Here is a 19,281-nt window from a genome sequence, read left to right as displayed (position 1 = left end):
TGGTTAGTTACATGAGTAACTAACCGACGAGGTTAGACCGACCCGAGGGAGGTGCGAATGATCGAAGAAGGCAAGCCGATCTTCGTGCAGATCGCCGAACAGATCGAGAACGACATCATCGACGGCGTCTACCCCACCGAGACCCAGGTGCCCTCGACCAACGAGTTCGCCAGCTTCTACCGCATCAACCCCGCCACCGCAGGCAAAGGCGTCAACATCCTGGTGGACGACGGGATTCTCTACAAGAAGAGAGGAATCGGCATGTTCGTAGCCGACGGCGCCCGCGAGCGCCTCATCGCCAAACGGCGCGACGCGTTTCGCGACGAGTACCTCCGACCCCTGCTCGCCGAGGCGGCGAAGCTCGGGATCGACCCCAGCCAATTGACCGACATGATCGCCAAGGAAGGAGTCAGCGCATGACCGCCACCCACACCACGTCCGCACAGCAGCCGACCTCGATCGCGCCCGCCGTGCACGTCGAAGGCCTCACCAAGCGATTCGGATCGTTCACCGCGCTGGACGATGTGAGCTTCACCGTCAAGCCCAACAAGATCTACGGCCTCCTCGGCCGCAACGGCGCAGGCAAGACCACCATCATGCAGCTGCTCACCGGGCAGGACTTCGCCACGAGCGGCGACGTGCGGGTGTTCGGTGAGAAGCCCGTCGAGAACGCACGCATCCTGCAGAACATCTGCTTCATCAAGGAGAGCCAGCGCTACCCCGACGACTTCCAGCCGAAGCACGTCTTCCGCAGCGCCCCATGGTTCTTCGAGAACTGGGACGCCGAGTTCGCCGAGCAGCTCATCGACGACTTCCGCCTCCCGCTGAACCGGCGCATCAAGAAGCTGTCCCGGGGCCAGCTCTCCGCGGTCGGGGTCATCGTCGGGCTCGCTTCGCGCGCGCCGCTGACGTTCTTCGACGAGCCGTATCTGGGTCTGGATGCGGTGGCGCGGCAGATCTTCTACGATCGCCTCCTCGAGGACTACTCCGAGCATCCCCGCACGGTGATCCTCTCGACCCACCTGATCGACGAGGTGGCCAACCTGCTCGAGCACGTGATCGTGATCGACCAGGGGCGCATCCTGATGGACCAGGACGCCGAGGAGATGCGCGGCTCGGCGAGCACCGTCGTCGGCCAGCGTGCCGCGGTCGACGCCTTCGTCGCCGGCCTCGATGTACTGCACCGCGACGGGATCGGCGGCCTCGCCTCCGTGACCGTTGGGGCGCTCAGCCCCGCCCAGCGGGCCGAAGCCGTGGCCTCCGGCCTCGAGCTCTCGCCCGTCTCCCTCCAGCAGCTCATCATCCGCAAGACCAACGTCCGCGCGACAGAATTCGAGCAGAGCGCATGACCGCCATCGCACCGGAGGCAGCGATCCTCCGCACCACCCCCGCATCCGCCCAGCGCACCTGGCGCGTCGTCCGGCTGGCACTCGTCAACAAGTGGTCGACCGTCTGGACGCCGATCATGGTGATGGCGTTCATCTGGCTGGTGAACTACGTGATCTGGTGGATCATCTACGTTGCCACCCCGGAGAGCGGCCGGGCCAAGGCGATGGAGGGCACCGAGTGGGCGGGTGGCGGGTTCTACATCTTCGTCTACATGCTCATCGTCGGCATCACGGTGGTCAGCGCGACATTCCCGTTCGCGCTCGGGTACAGCGTCACCCGCCGCGATTTCTGGTTCGGGGCCTCGCTCACCTTCCTTCTCTTGTCTGTCGGGTACGCGATCGGTTTCAGCGTGCTCTCGTTCATCGAGGAGTGGACGAACGGCTGGGGCCTCGGCGGCCACCTCTTCACCTCGGTCTACTTCAGCACCGGCGGATTCTTCACTCGCTTCTTCGTGGTCTTCGTCATGCTGCTCTTCGTCTTCTTCCTCGGGGCAGCGAGCGCGACGCTGTTCATGCGGTGGCGGATGGCGGGCCTGCTCGTCGCCGGTGCCGTGCTCGCCATCGTGATCGTCGGACTGGTCGCTCTCGTCACGTTCACGCAGAGCTGGCCCGCTGTCGGCACCTGGTTCGCCGACATGGGACCGGTCGGGGTGGTCGCCTGGCTGCTCGTTCCGACGGTGATCTCGGCACTTGCCGGGTTCTTCGTCCTCCGCCGCGCAACCCCCAAGAGCTGATCGCACCGCAGACATGGACGTGGCCGGGGACCCCAGGGTTCCCGGCCACGGTTGTTCATCTGCCTCGTCGCGGCCGGCCCCCGCGATGTGTCCGCAGAACCCGCCGTTGATGACGTCAGGTTCACTGTAAGTCGGGCCGGACACCCTGCGACGAAACGCTCACGGGTTCCAAAAGGACGTCATAGCGGACCCTCAGGAAGCGCCCGGGCCACCCTCATCCGCGAGCTCCTGAAAGACCGTGAGCTGCACATCCGCTGCCCCCGCCAGCCTCGCGTTGAGCGAGTTCCACGGTGTGAGCGTCGGTGCCGCGATGAGCTCTGCGCCGCCCGCGACGAGTCGCGCGGTCACAGTGCGAGTGTCGCCCACTTCGAAGGCCAGACGGATGTGCGGAGCGACCGGCCGCCCAACCTCCACCTCGTCGATCATCGCCTTCTGCGCGGGGTTCGCGATCTCGAGGGTTGCACGCCCGGCATCGAGGATCGCCACCTCTGCCCCACCATCGCCCGAGTACGACTCCTGCTCGGGGAGCCCGAGCACGTCACGGTAGAAGCTCAGCGCCGCTTCGTAGTCCTCCGCCTCCACCACGATGCGCAGCTGACGCACCCGCGAATCGTCGCCTGCTGTACCGTTCGCGTTCGCACCCGTGTCGCTCATCCCTGTCCCCTTCGGTCGCTACCTTTGTTCTGAGCCTGGCGTGCGCCGGCCGACGGGAGCAACCAGCAATGCTCGGATACCTCTTCCTCGCGATCGCCATCGCCACCGAGGTGGTCGCCACGACCTTCCTCAAGTTCACCTCCGCGGACAACCCCAAGTGGTGGGCCTTCGTGATCGTGGTGGTCGGCTATGTCGCTTCGTTCGCCGCGCTCTCCCAGTCGCTGAGCCGCGGTGTCCCCCTCGGCATCGCCTACGCGATCTGGTCGGCGATCGGTGTTGTCGCTATCGTGCTGATCTCTTGGGTCTTCTTCAAGGAGTCGCTCACCTGGGTGCAGATCGCGGGCATCGTGCTCGTCATCGCCGGCGTCGGTCTCCTCGAACTCGGCGGCAAGCACGCCTGACCCGCGGGGTCAGAACTTGCGCGTGAACGGCAGGGGTTTCCGCATCCGGATGAGCAGCAACAGCGGGATGAGCACATAGGGCACGTTGTAGAGCAGGAACACTCCCGGGTTCGGCGTGCGCTCCCCGACCGGACCGAAGAACTCGACCCCGAAGATCGGGATGGCGGTCAACGAGATGATCATCGTCGCGTAGATCACGGCGTAGAGCTGGATCCAGTTGAAACCCTTGACCAGCGCCACGATCAGCAGCACGTAGAACCCCACGTACACGAACGCCGACGTTCCGCTGATGAAGCGCAACCACAGCGGATGCGACTGGTACAGCGGATCGAAGTTGGACGAGTACGTGTAGTTCCACTGCACGAGGATGTTCTTCGAATCGGCTACCTGGTCGAGTCCGAGCCCCTCAACCGAGTCGCTGATGATGCACGTCACGATGAAGAGCGAGAAGACGCAGAGGAAGAAGATGTCGACGGGACGTTTGCGCAAGGGCAGGTTCGCGGGCTTCGCGGGGGCGACGGACGCGACCGGTGCCTGATCGGGGCTGACTGTGGTCACTCGAGAAACATTAGTGACTGGGACGGTGATCACGCAGGAGCGAACCGCTGATCGGTCGTCAGCCGGCGTACCCGAGATTGGTCAGTACGGTTGCCGCCATCGCCTTGATCTTGTCGAGCGGCGCGCCCTTGGACTCGAGCTGCACCCAGCCGTTTCCGGCGACGATGTCCAGCGTCCCCGTCGTCGGAAAGTACGAAGCACTGTCCCCGACACCCGCGATCGATTGGACGGATGCGAGGTCGGCTCGGGACTGCTCCGCGGTGTGGACGTATGACGCCCCTCCGGGCAGAACCGCGAGTTGCAGACTCCAAGTCCCATCCGAGCCCGCCAGCACGCAGTAATAGGAACCGACTGCCTGCGCCGTGCTCAGAGTGGAGTATGCGTCCTCGCCGCCCTCGGACCTGTACTCGTTCGGGTCCGTCCCCGGGAACACAGCGGTGATCTGACGGATGGTCGCGAGGTCATCGCACGTCGACGCCCCGCGAATGGATGCGCTCGCGGGTTCCCACCGAGCCGCAGGCGGCGCGAGCGAGGCTGCGACCGCGTGAACCCGATCGAACAACGCATCGTTCGCCGCACTCACCGTCGAGTCCTCCTGTTTGCCGACCCGGAAGATGCTCCCGACAACTGCGTAGCCGTTCGCCAACTCGGAGAACGAACAGGCGGTTCCATAACCCCCGAATTCGCATAGCGTGTATGAGTCTGCACCGTACTTGCCTGGACGGACTAGCGACGAGATGCTGCCGTTCCGCACCTCGTCGAAGGCCGCCTTGGTCACATCCGGAATGACGGTGATCCCGACGATCGACGTGTCGGGCCAGTCGGCCGCCACATCCGCCTTCCACTCGCAGCTGAGCGCGCCGACGCGGTCATCGGCATACGCGACCGGTAGTGGAGAGCGGCGTGGGGTGGAAGGAAGCACAGGCGTTGCGGCCGCCGCATTCGCGGCGTCACGAGGCACCAGCGCGTCGCACGTCGTCGGCACGCGAACACTCGGCGCGCTTGCGACAGTTGGCGTCGGTTTCGCTGTCTGCGACGGTGCAGATGCGTGGGCTGCCGCGGGTGGCTCCGCCGAGACGCATCCGGTCAGCGCGACGACCGTCGCCAGCGCGACGGCGGCAACCGAGGCAACGCTCTTCGAGCGCATATTCCCCCCAAAGTATGAACAGGTACAGGTGCTGCTAGCGCCACAGTAGCTGCCCAGGAGGGGCCGAAAGGGCCGAAAAGCCGAATCGTTATTTCAGGGATTTCTGCAACAGGACCGTTCCCAGCCACCGATCGAACTTGAAGCCGACGCGGCCCATGCGACCGATCTCCGTGAAGCCGAAGTTCTCGTGCATCTTGATGGAGGCCTCGGCACCCTTGTCGGCGATGACAGCGATCATCTCCTTGAGGCCGGCTGCCTTCGAGCGGTCGATCAGCTCCTGCATCAGCACGGGTCCGAGACCCTTACCGGTGGAGGCCGCGCCCAGGTAGATCGAGTTCTCGACGGTGAAGCGGTACGCGCGCTTCTGCTTCCACGGGCTGACCAGTGCGTAGCCGAGGATCTGCCCGCTCGGGGACACGGCCACGATGAAGGGCATGCCGAGCTTGTGCAGGTATGCGTACTTGGATTTCCACTCGCGCAGCGTCATCGCGTCCTCGTCGAAGGTCACGGTGCTGTTGGCCACGTAGTGGTTGTAGATCTCGCGGATCCAGGGCAGATCGGCGGGCTCCGCCTCCCGGATGCTGTACTCGAACGGAGCCGGAGCAGGCTCCGCCTTGCGCAGGTGCGGGGGCAGCTGGCGGCGCGTCTCGTATTCCTCTTCAAGCACGACGACAAGCCTACGCCGCCGGATGTTTCGCCGAGATTAAAGCGCGGGCTCCAGCGACCAGTCGACGGGCTTCTCTCCGAGCGACTCGAGCAGGGCGTTCGCTCTCGAGAAGGGCCTCGATCCGAAGAAGCCACGCGACGCGGACAGGGGGCTCGGATGCGCGGACTCGACGACCGCGGTCGCTCCCAGCATCGGTTTCAGCGTCGACGCATCCCTGCCCCACAGGATGGCCACGAGCGGACGGTCCCGCTGCACCAGTGTGCGGATGGCGTGCTCGGTCACGGCCTCCCACCCCTTTCCGCGATGCGACCCCGGCTCCCCCGGCCGCACGGTCAGCACCCTGTTCAACAACATGACCCCGTGCCGCGACCATGCGCTCAGATCGCCGTGGGGCGGGGGCATGACCTGGAGGTCGTCTCGCAGCTCTTTGTAGATGTTCTGCAGACTGCGCGGCAGCGGTCTCACATCCTTTTCCACCGCGAAGGAGAGGCCGATCGGATGTCCGGGAGTCGGATACGGGTCCTGGCCGACGATGAGAACGCGCACGTCGTCGAGCGGCGCTTGGAAAGCCCGGAGCACGTTCGGCCCGGCGGGGAGATAGTGCCGACCAGCCGCGACCTCACCACGGAGGAAGGAGCCCATGTCCGCGATGCGGTCGGCGACGGGTTCGAGGACGGCCGCCCATCCCGGGTCCATCGAGCCGTCGGCGGCGAGCTCGGCGAGGGTTTTCGGCACGGTCGTCTCGGGCGCTGTCGTCTCGGGCAACGGAGTCCGTCGGACTACTCGCCGGCCGTCACAGGAGGGAGCGCCGACCAGGGGAAGGTGATCCAACGGTCGGTGCGGCGCCAGATGAAGTCGGGCTCGAGCACCGTGCGCGGTTTGCTGTAGAGGCAGACGGTGCGCACCTCGGCACCGGATGCGGCGATCAGGTCGACGACCATCGCCAGCGTGCGGCCCGAGTCGGAGACGTCGTCGACGAGCAGCACCCGCTTGGCCGCGAGCGATGCCTCGTCGAGCAGGGGCGGCAGCACGACGGGCTCGGGGAGGCGCTCGTCCACCCCGGTGTAGAACTCCACGTTGAGGGCGCCGCAGGTCTTGATCCCGAGCGCGTACGACATTGCTCCGGCGAGCAGCAGACCACCGCGCGCGATGGCGACGACGACATCGGGTTCGAAGCCGGATTCCACGACCTCGCCGGCGAGATGGCGCGAAGCCTCGCCGAATTCGAGCCAGCCGAGAACCTCCCGTTCCGTGTCCGCGAGAACGGTGGAACCTGAGTCGTCGAGTTGGCTGGCCATCCCTCTACCGTACCCGCGTGCCGCGGGTGTTAGCATCCAGCAATGACGTCACAGAGGACGCGCGCTGAGGGCGCCCCCACCCGAATCAACCGCCGCGGCGCCGTGACGATCGGGGTCACCGCCGGCCTCATCGGCTGGCTCGCTTTCGTCGAGCTGACGAGTGGCATTCTGCAGGGTTACTACGTGCCCCTGATCTCCGACATCGTCAAGCACCTCGGGATCCACGACGCGGACTACAACTGGTTCGAGGCAGCGCAGCTTCTGCTCTCCGCCCTTGTCGTGCCTGTGCTCGCGAAGCTCGGCGACATGTTCGGGCACAAGCGCATCCTGTTGATCGCCACGGTGCTGACCGCCCTCTCGACGTGGGCGCTCGCCTTCTCGGGCAACTTCGTGACCTTCCTCATCGCGTTCGCTCTGCAGGGCTTCTACGTCGTCTGGCTGCCGCTCGAAGTGGCCCTGATCTTCGACCGCGGACGTCGCACCGGCACCGCAGCTTCGCAGACCCGCAAGGCGGCCGGCCTGCTCGTCGTAGCCCTCGAATTGGGGGCGATCATCGGCGCCGTCGGTGCCGGTCTCCTCTTCGAGGCGCTGGGCGGAAACGTGACACTCACCCTGATCGTGCCCGCGATCGCCGTCACGCTCGTCTTCTTCGCGATCCTGTTCGGTGTCCCCGAGTCGGAGCCGAGCCCCGGGCGGCGTCTCGATGCGGTGGGCTTCAGCATCCTGACCCTCGGTCTGCTGCTCATCACCTCGGGGCTCACCTTCCTCCGCATCAACGGCGTCGGAACCTGGTGGGTCTGGGTGCTCATCGCCGCCGGCATCCTCACGTTCATCCCGTTCGGCCGCTACGAACTCAAGCAGGAGGATCCGGCGATCGACCTCCGGGTGCTTCGCCGACCGAACATGTGGCCGGTGCAGCTCACGGCGGGACTCATCGGCATCAGCCTTCTTGGCGCGCAGGCGCCGCTCAGCACTTTCGCGGGTACGGACCCGGTGAACGGATACGGGCTCGGTCTGTCGGCCGGCCAGCGCAGCATCCTGATCGGCGCGTATCTGATCTCGATGATCGTCGGAGCCGTGCTCTTCCCCGTCGTCTCGTCGTGGCTGACGCCGCGGGTGACGTTGATCGTCGCTTCTTTCCTCGTGGCGATCGGCTACCTGCTGTTCCTGCCGTTCCATCAGGAGACCTGGCAGGTGTTCACGAACATGGCCATCGCGGGCATCGGATCGGGCGCGCTGGTCGGCGCTCTGCCTGCAGCCGCCGCGGCAGCCGCGCCCCGCGGACAGACCGGAATCGCCACGGCGCTCACCAACACCACGAAGACGATCGGTGGATCGTTCGCGTCCGCGGTGTTCGGCGTGGTTCTCCTAGCCGGGGCGGCGACGGTCACCACCACGGCCGCCAGCCTGTTCGGCTACATGCTCGTCTGGACCATCTGCGGCCTCGGTGCCGCCGTCGCCGCGGTGCTGCTGTTCTTCGTACCCAAGCTGGCGTTCGCGGATGCGGAGCCGGTCGTCGAGGCTGCCATCGACCCCGTCGTCTGACGTTCGCAGCGCCCATGTGACAGAAGATGCCGCTCTCCCGTGAGGAGAGCGGCATCTTCTGTCAAACGACGAGCCCAGCGGGCGCTAGACCCGAGCGGCCTCCACGACCGCGCGGGCTGCGGCGAGGCCGCCCTCGAGGTCGGCCTTCAGGTCGTCGATGTTCTCGAGACCCACCGAAAGACGCACCAGACCGGCAGTGACGCCCGCGGTCAGCTGCTGCTCGGGGGTGAGCTGCGAGTGTGTGGTCGACGCCGGGTGGATCACCAGGCTCCGCACGTCTCCGATGTTGGCGAGGTGACTGAACAGGGCAAGGTTGTCGACGAAGGCACGGCCCGCATCCACACCGCCCTTGAGCTCGAAGGAGAGCACCGCACCGACACCCTTGGGCGCGTACTTGTTGGCGGCCGCATACCAGGGGCTGGTGGGCAGACCCGAGTAGTTGACCGTCGCGACGTCGGGGTGGCTTTCGAGGTACTCGGCGATCTCCTGGGCGTTCTGCACATGACGCTCGACGCGGAGCGAGAGTGTCTCGATGCCCTGGATGAGCTGCCAGGCGCTGGCCGGCGCGATGGCCGATCCGAGGTCGCGCAGCAACTGCACGCGGGCCTTGATGATGTACGCGAGACCGTCCCCGACCGCGGCCGTGTAGCTGGCTCCGTGGTACGACGGGTCGGGCTCGGTGAGGCCCGGGAACTTCTCGACGTTCTTCGACCACTCGAACTTGCCGCCGTCGACGATCACGCCGCCGATGACCGTGCCGTGACCGCCGAGGAACTTGGTGGCGGAGTGCACGACGATGTCGGCGCCGAACTCGAACGGGCGGATCAGGTACGGCGTCGCGATCGTGTTGTCGACGATCAGCGGAACCCCGGCCTCGTGCGCGATGTCGGCGACGAGCGAGATGTCGAGGATGTTGATCTTCGGGTTGCCGATGGTCTCGGCGAAGAAGAGCTTGGTGTTCGGGCGGACCGCGCGGCGCCATTCCTCGGCGTCGTCCTGGTTCTCGACGAACGTGGTCTCGATGCCGAGCTTGGCGAGCGTGTACTTGAAGAGGTTGTACGTTCCGCCGTAGATCGAGCTGGACGAGACGATGTGGTCGCCCGCCTGCGCGATGTTCAGCACGGCAAAGGTCTCCGCGGCCTGGCCGGATGCGACGAGGAGGGCTCCGGTGCCCCCTTCGAGCGCGGCGACGCGCTCCTCGACGACGGCCTGCGTCGGGTTCTGGATGCGCGTATAGATGTTGCCGAACTCGGCGAGCGCAAACAGGTTCTTGGCATGCTCAGCGTTGTTGAACACGTACGACGTGGTCTGGTAGATCGGCGTCGCCCGAGCGTTGGTCACGGGGTCGGGCGCAGCACCGGTGTGGATCTGCTTGGTCTCGAACTGCCAGTCGGCGGCGTCGGTCATGGCGTTGCTCCTTCGGGTGGATGGTGGGGGCGAGCTTGTCGGCTACCGCCGGGCGGACTTTCTCCTTGAAGCAGGCTATGCTCGCGCGCCCACGCCCACAATGCGCGCGCAACAGGGCGTAACGGGCGCATCCTCGGCCACAATAGGAATCATGAGTACGAGACGTGTGGTCGTGACGGGTGCGAGTTCGGGTATCGGGGCGGCGACCGTTCGCCTGTTCCGGTCCCACGGGTGGGACGTCGTCGGCGTCGCCCGCCGGGCCGATCGACTGCAGGCACTCGCCGAGGAGACAGGTGCGAGTGTGTTCGTCGCCGATCTCACGGTTCAGGATGACGTCGACGCGCTCCGAGCGCACCTCGAGGCGACCGGCCCCATCCACGCCCTCGTCAACAACGCCGGCGGGGCGCGCGGACTCGACTCGGTCGAGAAGTCCAGCGTCGACGACTGGGTGTGGATGTTCGACGTCAACGTCATCGCGACGAAGCGAGTGATCGAGGCGCTGCTTCCGTTGCTGCGGGCTGGCGCCTCGGCGACCGGCCACGCGGACATCCTGAACGTCACATCGATCGCCGGCCACACCGCATACGTTGGCGGCGGCGGATACAACGCGGCGAAGTTCGCGGAGCGCGCCCTCACCGAGGTGCTGCGGCTCGAACTGAACGGCGAGCCGATCCGCGTCATCGAGGTGGCGCCCGGGATGGTCGCGACCGAGGAGTTCTCGCTGGTGCGGTTCGGCGGCGACCAGGCCAGACGCGACGCCGTGTATCAGGATGTGCCCGAGCCGCTGACCGCGGACGACATCGCGGACGCCATCGTGAACGCTCTCGAACGCCCCCGCCACGTCGATCTCGATCTGATCGTGATCAAGCCCGTCGCTCAGGCCGCGCCGCATCTCTTCCACAAAGGCGACCTGCACGTGCGCGGAGACTGACATGGCCGGCAACGAGGAGGCGCTGAAGCGCTGGGAGAAGGCAACGATCTGGCCCCTGATCGGGTCGTCGGTCGCATTTCTGATCGGCTATTCCTGGCTCATCCTTCAGCCGGACATGCCCCGCCTGCAGTACGCGGTCATCCTGCTGCTGCTCGCGCTCGTGTGGGTGGCTTTCCTCGTCGACTATCTCATTCGGCTCGGACTCAGCCCGAAGAAGGGCGCATTCGTCCGCGCGAACCTGATCGATCTCGCCTCCATCCTCGTTCCCCTCGCGCGGCCGTTCCGGCTGATCGCCGACCTCGGGCGAGTGCCGGCCCTTCGAGGGAACACGGGGATGCACCTGCGACGCCGCGTCATCATCATCGCCGCATCCTTCGTCGTCATGTTCATCTACGTGATCGCTCTCGCGGTGTACTCGGTCGAGCGATCCGCCCCCCACGGGAACATCACGTCGTTCGGCGACGCTGTCTGGTGGGCGTGCGTCACCATGGCCACTGTCGGATACGGCGACTACTACCCGGTAACCGTGCCCGGCAGGATCTTCGCGGTGCTGCTGATGATCGGCGGGGTGGGGATCGTCGGAACGGCGAGCGCCACCATCGTCTCCTACCTGAACGACCGCACCCGGCACCTCCGGGAAGAGCGGGAGCAGAGGAACGACGAGCACGATCGGTCGAGTACGTAACACGGTCACGCTGCGCGACTCGGTCAGACAGAATTGACCCATGGAGTGGCAGACATCCGCCGATACCGTCCCGTCGAGTTTCATCACGGAGGCGCAAGCACGGTCGCTCCTCGGCAAGCCCCCGGCGAGCGGGGCGTGGAAAGAGAGCGACCCGGTCGGCGAGCGGAAGTTCGCCGGCATCGGAGCGTTCGAGTTCGAGAGCGGCGAGCGGCTCCCGTTCGTGCGCGTCGCCTACGAGACCGCGGGTACGCTCTCGCCCGACCGCGACAATGCGGTGCTGGTACTCCACGCGCTCACCGGCGACAGCCATGTGATCGGCAGCTCGGGACCGGGCCAGCCCACCGCGGGGTGGTGGCAGGGAATCGTCGGACCGGGCCTCGCCATCGACACGGACCGGTACTTCGTGGTGGTCCCCAACATGCTGGGCGGCTGCCAGGGAACGACCGGCCCGGCCTCGATCGCGCCCGACGGCTCGGAGTGGGGGCCGCGGTTCCCGTTCACGAGCATCCGGGACCAGGTCGGCGCCCAGGCCGCCCTCGCCGACGCGATCGGCATCGATCGCTGGGCGGGAGTCGTTGGCGGGTCGATGGGCGGCATGCAGGCGCTGGAGTGGGCGGTCACCTACCCCGAGCGCGTCGAGCGACTTGCCGTGATCGCGGCTCCCCCGGTGACGACGGCCGATCAGATCGCCCTCAACTCGGTACAGATCGAGGCTCTGCGGACCGACCCCAACTTTCGCGGTGGGCTCTACTACGACGCGGAGGACGGCGAGGGTCCTCACCAGGGACTGGCTCTCGCCCGACGGATGGCCCTGCTCAACTACCGCAGTCCGTCCGAGCTCAACGACCGGTTCGAGCGCACCTGGCAGAGCGAGATCAGCCCACTGGGCGCGGAGGGACGTTTCGCCGTCGAGTCGTACCTCGACTTCCACGGAAACAAGTTCACCCGACGGTTCGACGCGAACAGCTACATCACCCTCGTCCAGGCGATGAACTCCCACGATGTCGGCCGCGGCCGCGGCGGACTCGCTGAGGCCCTCTCACGGGTGACCGCGCGCACCCTCGTCGTCGGCATCGACAGCGATCGTCTCTTTCCGGTCGACGGCCAGCGAGAGATAGCGCGACACCTGCCCGACACGATCGACGGTAAGACTCCGGTGGTAATAGAGTCAGATTTCGGACACGACGGTTTCTTGATCGAGAACGATGCCGTGAGCCAGCAGCTGCGCCGCCTGTTCGACAGCTGACGGAACGGAGGAGTATGTCGCGCATCCAGAAGGAGCGTGATCGCCTACTCTCCGTCACAGCGCGCAACGTCGGGCTCACTGCGACCGCAACAGCACTGTTCTGCCTGAGCATCCCCGGAACTCTCCCGCTCCCCCTCTATCTCGCGTCCGTCGTCATGCTCGCCGCCCTCGCATACGCGCAGTTCCAGCTGCCGTCGAACCATGTGACGCCGTGGATCGTGACCATCCTGATCGCGGGCGTGGCGCTCATCCTGGTCCATTTGCTCCCGGCGACCGCACTGAACCCTGCTGCACTCAGCGCTGTCGGCATCCTGGCCGGCGCTGCCATCCCCTGCGTGTCCATCCTCTCTGTGACCTCGACGCGTCGGCTGGTCATGCTCGGCGTCGCCGGCGTCGTGACGCTGGCAGCTGTCATCGCGACATTGATGGCGACCGGATCGCGGCTGTGGGAGCCGCTCGTCTTCACCCTCGCCGGCTGGGTCGCCCTGACCGCCACCGGGATCTGGCTGTCCCGCACGGTTCCGCGAACGCTGAAGCGCATCTCGACCATGAGCCGCGCGTACCGTGTCGAGAGGCAAGCAAGCGAGACGGAGGCCCGGCGCCGCCAGGGCGCGCGCCTCCTGCACGATACGGTGCTCGCCACCCTCACCCTGCTGGCCCACTCCGGCGTCGGTGTGAGCGTGGCTGCGCTGCGCGAGCAGGCGGCCGAGGATGCTGCGCTTCTGCGCCAGCTGCGACTCGGCTTCACCCCCGACCCGACCTCCTCGGGTGACTACAAGCTCAAACCGGTCGAGGAGTCGACGCTGGGCAACACCCTCGAATCGGTGAAGCAGCGCTTTCGCCGCATGGGACTCGAAGTCAACTGGCACGGCACGGGCCAGGTGCTGCTGCCGAGCGATGTCCTCGACGACTTCCTCCTCGCTCTCGCGGAATGCCTCGAGAATGTCCGTCGCCACTCCGGGGTCAGCGAGGCACACGTGACGATCACCGACGACGAGACCACGGTGCGCGCGATGGTGACGGACGCGGGAAAGGGATTCGACGTCGCGTCCATTGAAGAGGGCCGGCTCGGCTTCACCGAGTCGATCGTCGCTCGGCTCCGCGACGTCGGCGGCAACGCGCGCCTGTTCTCCTCCCCGGTTCCGGCACGACGGTGGTTCTGGAGGTACCGAAATGAGGCACGTCCCCGAGCAGACCCTCCCGCATCCGACGTCGACGACGAGCACCGCGACCAGCGAACGGGATGCGCTCGGCCGGGCGCGCCTCGACCTCGGCTTCAACGTCACCGCGCTCGCCCTCATCGCGTACCAGTTCGTGGTGATGATCCTGAACCTCAGCACGTATCCGCTCCTGCCGCTCAGCTGCGCGGCCTGGGGACTGCTGATCGCGACCCTGGTCGTCGCGCTCATCCTGCACCCGAGGTTGCCCGGTGAGCTTCCCGACTGGCTGTTCTACGGCGGGCTCGTCGTGTGGGCCCTGGTGGTCGCACTCGACATCGCCGGCACCTGGGGCACCGGGGACGCGGGCGCCCCCTCACGGCAGCGGTCGCGGTCGGCTCAGCCCTGCTCCTGTGCGCACCGGTCAGGCCGCCTCGGGACATCGTCATCTCCTCGGTCGTGCTGGGAGTCGCCCTCGCTAGCGCGTTCGCACTTCGTGGACAGCACGACGCCTTCGCCCTCGGCCCTGCCTTCGTCACGATCGCGCTCTCGCTCGCGCCACCGCTTCTCGGGGTGCAGATCGTGCGCTCGCTGCGCACCCTCGTGCAGTTGGAGCTCGACCTCGTGCAGGTGCAGAGCACGGTGACCGCGCCGGCGTACGCAGTCGGCATGATGGCATCGGAGGAGCTCGCCAGGCTCGACCTCGCCGCCGAGCGTCTGCTCGACGGTGTCGCCACCGGACGCACACCGCTGCCTCTCGACGACGCCACGGCATCCACCGCAGCCTCGATCGCCACTGAGCTCCGGCTGCACCTCATCCAGGGTCGCCGCGAGACCTGGCTCTACCACGCGATCACCGAATCGGCCCTGCTCGGACCTTCCGTCACCCTGAACGATCCCGAGGGTCTCGCCGGGCTGCTCACCCGCGATCAGCGCGACGGGCTGCTCACCGCGGTCTGGCTTCTGATCAGCGACCCCGTGCGGCAGGGAGCGGTCCAGACCCGCACTCTGCAACTCGACCTGATACGTTCCAGCGCGCCAGACCCGCTTGACCCCACTGCGGGTGCCAGAATACCTATCGTGATCTCGGCCACCGGTGTGCCGCGAAACGGGGTGGACCCCGCAGCGTGGCAAGCTATCAGAAAGGTGGGCCGGCACGTCGAATCGTTCTCCGGTTCGACGCTCCGGATCGAGATCGACAGCCTGAGTCACAACCCGGCCGACTTCTAGCAGATCCCGAGAAGTCGGCCACAGAGAGCTTAGAAAGGCGACTTACGTGAGTGAGGCACCCCCATCAGAATCGCGATCGTCGACGATCACAAGATGCTGCTCGGCGCGCTGACCGAATGGATCCGCAACGCTGCGGACGACATCCGGATGGTCGCCGCCGTCGCCACTTGGCCGGAGCTCCTGACGAGCCCCGAGTTCCCCGTCGATGTCGTGCTTCTCGATCTGGACCTGAAGGACAACATCCCGGTGTCGCTCAAGCTGTCGACGCTCAAGACCACGGGCGTGCGCACCGTGCTCATGAGCACGTACTCGGAGCCCGCCGTCGTCCGCGAGGCGCTGGCCGCCGGCGCGCTCGGCTACCTCGTGAAGAGCGAGGACGCCGAGATGATCGTCGAGGCGATCCGTGCCGCCAGCAAGGGCGAGTCCTTCATCTCGGCCGAGCTCGACCTCGCGCTGAACGCGGGAGAAGTCGGCGGAGCCCCCAAGCTCAGTGCCCAGGAGCGCCGCGTGATGGCCCTCTACGGCGCAGGCGAGCCCGTCAAGGCCGTCGCCTTCCAGCTGGGGATCTCCGACGAGACCGCGAAGAGCTACCTCAAGCGCATCCGCGAGAAGTACCGCGTGGCCGGGTACGACGTCGGCACCAAGGTGGCACTGCGCAAGCGCGCCATCCAGGACGGCATCCTCCTCCAGGGCGACTAGCCTTTCCCGCCCTTTCCACACCCGAGCTTTCTCCACACCCCCGGAGTTCTCTCCACACCCCCGCCTCCACCCGAGGTCGAGAGTGGAGTATCTACCGTTTTCGGGTGCCCGAAACCGTAGATACTCCACATTCGACGGCGTCCCGATGTGGGAGGAGGGGGCAGGAGGGGGCAGGAAGGGCAGGCGGGGGTTAGTCGATCGGGAGCGGCTCGGGGCGCTGGGCGTGCACGACGCCCGTGTCGACGCCGCGGTGGATGCGCGAGCGGTCGATCCCGAAGGCGATCAAGGCCAGTGCGATTCCGCCGATGCAGAGCACCGCGCCGACGACGATCGGCGACAGGTACCCGAATCCAGCGGCGATCGTGAGCCCGCCGAGGAAAGCCCCTGCCGCGTTCGCGATATTGAGGGCCGAGTGGTTGAGGGCCGCAGCGATCGACTGGCTGTCGTGCGCCACATCCATCAGCCGGGTCTGGATGGTCGGCGACAGCGCCGCGCACGCAGCCGCGATCACGAAGAGTGAGATCAGCAGTCCGGGAACACTGAACGCCGTGAAGAAGAGTGCGGCGAGCCCGACGAGCAGCAGCCCGAAGAACAGCAGCATCCCTCGCTTGAGGTTCCGATCGGCCATCCAGCCGCCGAACAGGTTGCCCACAGTCATCCCGATACCGATCAGGATGAGCACCAGCGGCACCGCAGACTCGGGCAGCCCGGTGACCGTGGTCACGAGCGGCGAGACATACGTGTAAACGGCGAAGAAGCCGCCGAACCCGACCGCACCGATCAGCAGCGCGAGCCAGACCTGGAGTCGCGTGAACGCCTTCAGCTCGTTCCTCATCGTCGCCGCCGGGTTGCCTGCCTGCCACGGCACCAGCAACGCGACCGCCAGGAACGTCAGGGCGAAGATCCCTGCCACCACCAGGTAGGCGGCGCGCCAGCCCTGAGCCTGGCCCAACCAGGTGATGAGCGGCACGCCGATCACGTTCGCGATCGTCAATCCCGAGAGCACGAACGCCACGCCCTGCCCGCGTTTGCCGGGCCCCATGAGGGAGGCGGCGACGAGGGATGCGATCCCGAAGTACGCGCCGTGCGGCAGCGCGCTCACGAACCGGGCCAGCAGAACCAGCTGGAACGTGGGCGCGAGGGCCGACGCGATCGTACCGAGCGTGAACGCCACGAGCAGCCACAGCAGCAGCTGCTTACGGGGCAGCCTCGCGGCGAACGCCGCGATCGTGGGCGCGCCGACCACGACGCCGAGCGCGTACGCCGAGATCAGCCATCCCGCCTGTGCGTTGGCTTCGGCCGGCGACGATGCGTACAGCGCCGGGAAGAGGTCGTGCGCGATGTTGGGCAGCAGCCCCATCGCGACGAACTCGGTCGAGCCGATGCCGAATCCGCCGAGGGCGAGCGCCAGGAGCGCAAAACGAATACGGGCCGACGACATCTTCGTCGGCCCGTCAGAAGTGAGGGTCACCGCGTCAGCTTATATCGAATCGTTTCGATCCGACGCCAACGGGGCGAACAGTTCGGGGAACGCCTCGGCCGGTTGCTCGTCTTCGACGCCTTGGCCCTCCGACACGTCGCCCTGACGCAGGGTCCGGCTCGTCGCACCGACGATCGCGACGATGACCGCACCGAGCAGAGGTCCGGCGACGAGCACGAAGATGAGCAGGATGACCGGCCAGCCGAGCCAGACGGTCGCGACGACGACCCAGCCCCAGGTGTCGTCACCCACTATTCGGAACCGTTCAGCGCAGCCTCGAGTCTGTCGACCTTGCCGGTCAGCTCCCCGGTGTAGCCCGGCCGGATGTCGGCCTTGAGCACGAGGGAGACGCGCGTGCCGTAGGCGCCCACCGCATCCGTCGCCCGTTTGATGACGTCGAACACCTCGTCCCATTCACCCTCGATGGTGGTGAACATGGCGTCGGTGTGATTCGGGAGACCGGATTCGCGCACCACGCGAACCGCCGCGGCCACGGCATCGTGAACCGATGCGTCAGGGCCCTCTCCCCCGCTCGGGGCAACCGAGAATGCAACCAGCATCGTTCCTCCTCCGGTTCGAACGCTTGTCCCCAGCCTAACCACGCCACGACGATCCGGCCCGTCGAGTGCCGTTACCGGCCTGCGCTCTAGGCGTCCTGCGCAACCGGCTCCGCTTTGAACGGCCACACCTTCTGCGGAAGGGTGTCCAGTTCGCTGTCCGACGGATGCGCACCCCGCCACAGCGCGACCATCGCCCACCCGAGAATGACGAAGAACATGAGATTGCGCGCGGTGAGCACGACGAGGATCGCGGGCTGGACCGAGAGCACATAGTCGTAGAAGAAGGGGTAGATGATCTGCGTGAGCGCCGCCGTCACGGTGACGAGTATCGTCGGCGCGCGGAATCCGCGCCCCTGATAGACCAGCCCGATCAGAACCGGCGCGGCCAGCCACGCCACGTACTGCGGCGACCCCACCTTGTTGAAGGCGATGAAGGCGGCGACGAAGCCCAGTGAGAGCTCCGGCAGGATGCGGGTCACCGGCGCCCCGCGACGAACCGCACGCACCCCGATCAGCACGACCACCGCGACCGCGATCGCGAGCAGCGGACTCATCAGCGAGCTCGCCGTCGCCGTTCCCGATCCGGTCACCTGGAAGGTGAGCAGGTCACGGTCGTAATAGACGAACGAGCCGGGCACCTTGGCCGCGGCCTGCCACATCCAGATCGTGCTCACAGGCGCCTCGATCTGGAGGCCCTGCCCCGTCTGCATGGTGATGAAGCTGAGCACGTGCATCCCCGAGCCGAAGGTCAGCGCCACGATCACGATGACGAGACTCGTGGCGGCCGCAGCGGTCAGGATGCGCCAGCGCGACTTGAACCCGATGATCGCGGCCGCGATGAGAGCCGCCGGCCACACCTTGATCCAGGTCGCGAGCGTCAGCACGACGACAGCGACCCTCTCGTTCAGGGTCAGCCAGAGGAGGCCGATGATCGACAGAGCGACGGAGACCGCATCCAGGCGTCCCACCGCGATCGGGCCGAGAAGCGCCAGAAACGCGAGCCACCACCACGCGGCCTTGATGCGACGCGGGTCGCGCCCGATGATCAGCACGGCGAACGCCGCCGCGTCGAGCAGCAGCACCATGGTCAGCCACGCCCCGGTGTAGTTCTCCGGTCCGAGGACGAGAGGGAGCATGATCGGCACGATCGCGAAGATCGGATACACCCAGTCGGTGTCGATCCCGACGACGGCGGTCCCTTGCCCGGCGAGCTGCGCCCATGGCTTGTAGACCAGGAAGACGTCGCCGAGCGGCATCCCGACCGAGTGCAGACCGAGGAAGCCGATCAGGATGTGGACGAGCAGGAACGCGATCCAAAGACTCAGCGGGTTGGCCGCGACGCTCCACAGCGTCGTCGAGCCTGCCGGCGCCGGTTTCGGTGCCGGATCGTTCCCCATAGTCGCCCATCGTAGCGGCCCCGGACACGCCTCAGCGGCTCACAGATTCACCATCGACAACTCCCAGGAAGCGGCAATGCCCCGTCCCTAGGGTCGA

General features: G+C 66.6%; 22 protein-coding genes. 11 read left to right on the top strand and 11 right to left on the bottom strand.

Going from position 1 to position 19,281, the window contains the following annotated elements; genetic code table 11:
* Positions 1-57 precede the first annotated feature (57 nt).
* The 3 genes from ACQ86A_RS06945 to ACQ86A_RS06935 are packed head-to-tail and all read left to right on the top strand — an operon-like array spanning position 58 to position 2,122.
* Entirely contained in the window at positions 58-420 is a 363-nt protein-coding gene (locus tag ACQ86A_RS06945; protein ID WP_431279834.1) for a GntR family transcriptional regulator, read from the top strand.
* Entirely contained in the window at positions 417-1,349 is a 933-nt protein-coding gene (locus ACQ86A_RS06940) for an ABC transporter ATP-binding protein (protein ID WP_431279833.1), read from the top strand. The genes ACQ86A_RS06945 and ACQ86A_RS06940 overlap by 4 nt, the downstream gene beginning before the upstream one ends.
* Positions 1,346-2,122 carry a hypothetical protein gene (locus ACQ86A_RS06935; RefSeq protein WP_431279832.1) on the top strand — a complete coding sequence of 259 codons (777 nt, stop codon included), beginning with the start codon at positions 1,346-1,348 and terminating at the stop codon, positions 2,120-2,122. The genes ACQ86A_RS06940 and ACQ86A_RS06935 overlap by 4 nt, the downstream gene beginning before the upstream one ends.
* Positions 2,123-2,314: 192 nt before the next feature.
* Here the strand turns inward: ACQ86A_RS06935 and ACQ86A_RS06930 are convergent, their stop codons facing one another.
* Positions 2,315-2,776, bottom strand: coding sequence for a VOC family protein (locus ACQ86A_RS06930; RefSeq protein ID WP_431279831.1), 462 nt, complete (start codon positions 2,774-2,776; stop codon positions 2,315-2,317).
* Between the two features lie 68 nt (positions 2,777-2,844).
* Here ACQ86A_RS06930 and ACQ86A_RS06925 point away from each other — a divergent pair, with 68 nt between their 5' ends.
* On the top strand, positions 2,845-3,177 hold the full coding sequence (locus tag ACQ86A_RS06925) for a DMT family transporter (protein ID WP_431279830.1): 333 nt from the start codon (positions 2,845-2,847) through the stop codon (positions 3,175-3,177).
* A 9-nt stretch (positions 3,178-3,186) separates the two neighbouring features.
* On the opposite strand, the gene ACQ86A_RS06920 is transcribed toward ACQ86A_RS06925, so the two are convergent.
* The 5 genes from ACQ86A_RS06920 to ACQ86A_RS06900 all read right to left on the bottom strand — a co-directional run bounded on the left by ACQ86A_RS06920 (position 3,187) and on the right by ACQ86A_RS06900 (position 6,847).
* Positions 3,187-3,735: an EXPERA domain-containing protein gene (locus ACQ86A_RS06920; protein ID WP_431279829.1), complete on the bottom strand. Its 549-nt coding sequence runs from the start codon at positions 3,733-3,735 to the stop codon at positions 3,187-3,189.
* Between the two features lie 58 nt (positions 3,736-3,793).
* A complete protein-coding gene (locus tag ACQ86A_RS06915) occupies positions 3,794-4,882 on the bottom strand; it encodes a hypothetical protein (RefSeq protein WP_431279828.1) in 1,089 nt (362 codons plus the stop codon).
* A gap of 88 nt (positions 4,883-4,970) precedes the next feature.
* Positions 4,971-5,549 (bottom strand): GNAT family N-acetyltransferase, encoded by a 579-nt coding sequence (locus ACQ86A_RS06910; protein ID WP_431279827.1) that lies wholly within the window; start codon positions 5,547-5,549, stop codon positions 4,971-4,973.
* Positions 5,550-5,585: 36 nt separating this feature from the next.
* Positions 5,586-6,284: a uracil-DNA glycosylase gene (locus ACQ86A_RS06905; protein WP_431280394.1), complete on the bottom strand. Its 699-nt coding sequence runs from the start codon at positions 6,282-6,284 to the stop codon at positions 5,586-5,588.
* Between the two features lie 44 nt (positions 6,285-6,328).
* A complete protein-coding gene (locus ACQ86A_RS06900) occupies positions 6,329-6,847 on the bottom strand; it encodes a phosphoribosyltransferase (protein ID WP_431279826.1) in 519 nt (172 codons plus the stop codon).
* Between the two features lie 42 nt (positions 6,848-6,889).
* Between ACQ86A_RS06900 and ACQ86A_RS06895 the strand changes: the two genes are divergently transcribed.
* Positions 6,890-8,392 carry an MFS transporter gene (locus tag ACQ86A_RS06895; RefSeq protein WP_431279825.1) on the top strand — a complete coding sequence of 501 codons (1,503 nt, stop codon included), beginning with the start codon at positions 6,890-6,892 and terminating at the stop codon, positions 8,390-8,392.
* An 84-nt stretch (positions 8,393-8,476) separates the two neighbouring features.
* On the opposite strand, the gene ACQ86A_RS06890 is transcribed toward ACQ86A_RS06895, so the two are convergent.
* Positions 8,477-9,799 carry a bifunctional o-acetylhomoserine/o-acetylserine sulfhydrylase gene (locus ACQ86A_RS06890; protein ID WP_431279824.1) on the bottom strand — a complete coding sequence of 441 codons (1,323 nt, stop codon included), beginning with the start codon at positions 9,797-9,799 and terminating at the stop codon, positions 8,477-8,479.
* A 151-nt stretch (positions 9,800-9,950) separates the two neighbouring features.
* On the opposite strand from ACQ86A_RS06890, the gene ACQ86A_RS06885 reads away from it, so the two are divergent.
* The 6 genes from ACQ86A_RS06885 to ACQ86A_RS06860 all read left to right on the top strand — a co-directional run bounded on the left by ACQ86A_RS06885 (position 9,951) and on the right by ACQ86A_RS06860 (position 15,747).
* Complete coding sequence (locus tag ACQ86A_RS06885; RefSeq protein WP_431279823.1) at positions 9,951-10,730, top strand: SDR family NAD(P)-dependent oxidoreductase; 780 nt, start codon at positions 9,951-9,953, stop codon at positions 10,728-10,730.
* A gap of 1 nt (position 10,731) precedes the next feature.
* Positions 10,732-11,415 (top strand): potassium channel family protein, encoded by a 684-nt coding sequence (locus ACQ86A_RS06880; protein ID WP_431279822.1) that lies wholly within the window; start codon positions 10,732-10,734, stop codon positions 11,413-11,415.
* A gap of 40 nt (positions 11,416-11,455) precedes the next feature.
* On the top strand, positions 11,456-12,661 hold the full coding sequence (metX, locus tag ACQ86A_RS06875) for a homoserine O-acetyltransferase MetX (protein WP_431279821.1): 1,206 nt from the start codon (positions 11,456-11,458) through the stop codon (positions 12,659-12,661).
* A 14-nt stretch (positions 12,662-12,675) separates the two neighbouring features.
* Positions 12,676-14,094, top strand: a complete 1,419-nt coding sequence (locus ACQ86A_RS06870; RefSeq protein WP_431279820.1) for a sensor histidine kinase — start codon at positions 12,676-12,678, stop codon at positions 14,092-14,094.
* 183 nt (positions 14,095-14,277) lie between these two features.
* A complete protein-coding gene (locus ACQ86A_RS06865; RefSeq protein WP_431279819.1) occupies positions 14,278-15,048 on the top strand; it encodes a hypothetical protein in 771 nt (256 codons plus the stop codon).
* A 93-nt stretch (positions 15,049-15,141) separates the two neighbouring features.
* Positions 15,142-15,747, top strand: a complete 606-nt coding sequence (locus ACQ86A_RS06860; RefSeq protein ID WP_431279818.1) for a LuxR C-terminal-related transcriptional regulator — start codon at positions 15,142-15,144, stop codon at positions 15,745-15,747.
* 190 nt (positions 15,748-15,937) lie between these two features.
* On the opposite strand, the gene ACQ86A_RS06855 is transcribed toward ACQ86A_RS06860, so the two are convergent.
* The 4 genes from ACQ86A_RS06855 to ACQ86A_RS06840 form a co-directional block, all read right to left on the bottom strand.
* Positions 15,938-17,218, bottom strand: coding sequence for an MFS transporter (locus ACQ86A_RS06855; RefSeq protein WP_431279817.1), 1,281 nt, complete (start codon positions 17,216-17,218; stop codon positions 15,938-15,940).
* Positions 17,219-17,227: 9 nt separating this feature from the next.
* A complete protein-coding gene (locus tag ACQ86A_RS06850; protein ID WP_431279816.1) occupies positions 17,228-17,479 on the bottom strand; it encodes a hypothetical protein in 252 nt (83 codons plus the stop codon).
* Positions 17,479-17,787, bottom strand: a complete 309-nt coding sequence (locus tag ACQ86A_RS06845; RefSeq protein WP_431279815.1) for a thiamine-binding protein — start codon at positions 17,785-17,787, stop codon at positions 17,479-17,481. Before ACQ86A_RS06845 ends, ACQ86A_RS06850 begins: the two co-directional genes overlap by 1 nt.
* An 86-nt stretch (positions 17,788-17,873) precedes the next feature.
* The gene (locus tag ACQ86A_RS06840; RefSeq protein WP_431279814.1) at positions 17,874-19,184 is read right to left on the bottom strand and encodes a glycosyltransferase 87 family protein; all 1,311 of its coding nucleotides are present in this window, start codon (positions 19,182-19,184) and stop codon (positions 17,874-17,876) included.
* Between the last annotated feature and the right edge of the window lie 97 nt (positions 19,185-19,281).

Origin of the sequence: Leifsonia poae (assembly GCF_050632195.1) — a bacterium.
In the GTDB taxonomy this organism is placed as follows: Bacteria; Actinomycetota; Actinomycetes; order Actinomycetales; family Microbacteriaceae; genus Leifsonia; species Leifsonia poae_C.
The sequence above is the reverse complement of the archived record's forward strand: the minus strand, read 5'-3'. Positions and strand labels throughout refer to the sequence as shown.

Bases quoted from the DNA above. Each gene is read 5' to 3' on its own strand.
- ACQ86A_RS06915 (WP_431279828.1), bottom strand. From the start codon at position 4,882: ATGCGCTCGAAGAGCGTTGCCTCGGTTGCCGCCGTCGCGCTGGCGACG.
- ACQ86A_RS06945 (WP_431279834.1), top strand. From the start codon at position 58: ATGATCGAAGAAGGCAAGCCGATCTTCGTGCAGATCGCCGAACAGATC.
- ACQ86A_RS06845 (WP_431279815.1), bottom strand. From the start codon at position 17,787: ATGCTGGTTGCATTCTCGGTTGCCCCGAGCGGGGGAGAGGGCCCTGAC.
- ACQ86A_RS06900 (WP_431279826.1), bottom strand. From the start codon at position 6,847: ATGGCCAGCCAACTCGACGACTCAGGTTCCACCGTTCTCGCGGACACG.
- ACQ86A_RS06860 (WP_431279818.1), top strand. From the start codon at position 15,142: ATGCTGCTCGGCGCGCTGACCGAATGGATCCGCAACGCTGCGGACGAC.
- ACQ86A_RS06895 (WP_431279825.1), top strand. From the start codon at position 6,890: ATGACGTCACAGAGGACGCGCGCTGAGGGCGCCCCCACCCGAATCAAC.
- ACQ86A_RS06840 (WP_431279814.1), bottom strand. From the start codon at position 19,184: ATGGGGAACGATCCGGCACCGAAACCGGCGCCGGCAGGCTCGACGACG.
- ACQ86A_RS06870 (WP_431279820.1), top strand. From the start codon at position 12,676: ATGTCGCGCATCCAGAAGGAGCGTGATCGCCTACTCTCCGTCACAGCG.
- ACQ86A_RS06930 (WP_431279831.1), bottom strand. From the start codon at position 2,776: ATGAGCGACACGGGTGCGAACGCGAACGGTACAGCAGGCGACGATTCG.
- metX (WP_431279821.1), top strand. From the start codon at position 11,456: ATGGAGTGGCAGACATCCGCCGATACCGTCCCGTCGAGTTTCATCACG.
- ACQ86A_RS06935 (WP_431279832.1), top strand. From the start codon at position 1,346: ATGACCGCCATCGCACCGGAGGCAGCGATCCTCCGCACCACCCCCGCA.
- ACQ86A_RS06925 (WP_431279830.1), top strand. From the start codon at position 2,845: ATGCTCGGATACCTCTTCCTCGCGATCGCCATCGCCACCGAGGTGGTC.
- ACQ86A_RS06890 (WP_431279824.1), bottom strand. From the start codon at position 9,799: ATGACCGACGCCGCCGACTGGCAGTTCGAGACCAAGCAGATCCACACC.
- ACQ86A_RS06885 (WP_431279823.1), top strand. From the start codon at position 9,951: ATGAGTACGAGACGTGTGGTCGTGACGGGTGCGAGTTCGGGTATCGGG.
- ACQ86A_RS06940 (WP_431279833.1), top strand. From the start codon at position 417: ATGACCGCCACCCACACCACGTCCGCACAGCAGCCGACCTCGATCGCG.
- ACQ86A_RS06880 (WP_431279822.1), top strand. From the start codon at position 10,732: ATGGCCGGCAACGAGGAGGCGCTGAAGCGCTGGGAGAAGGCAACGATC.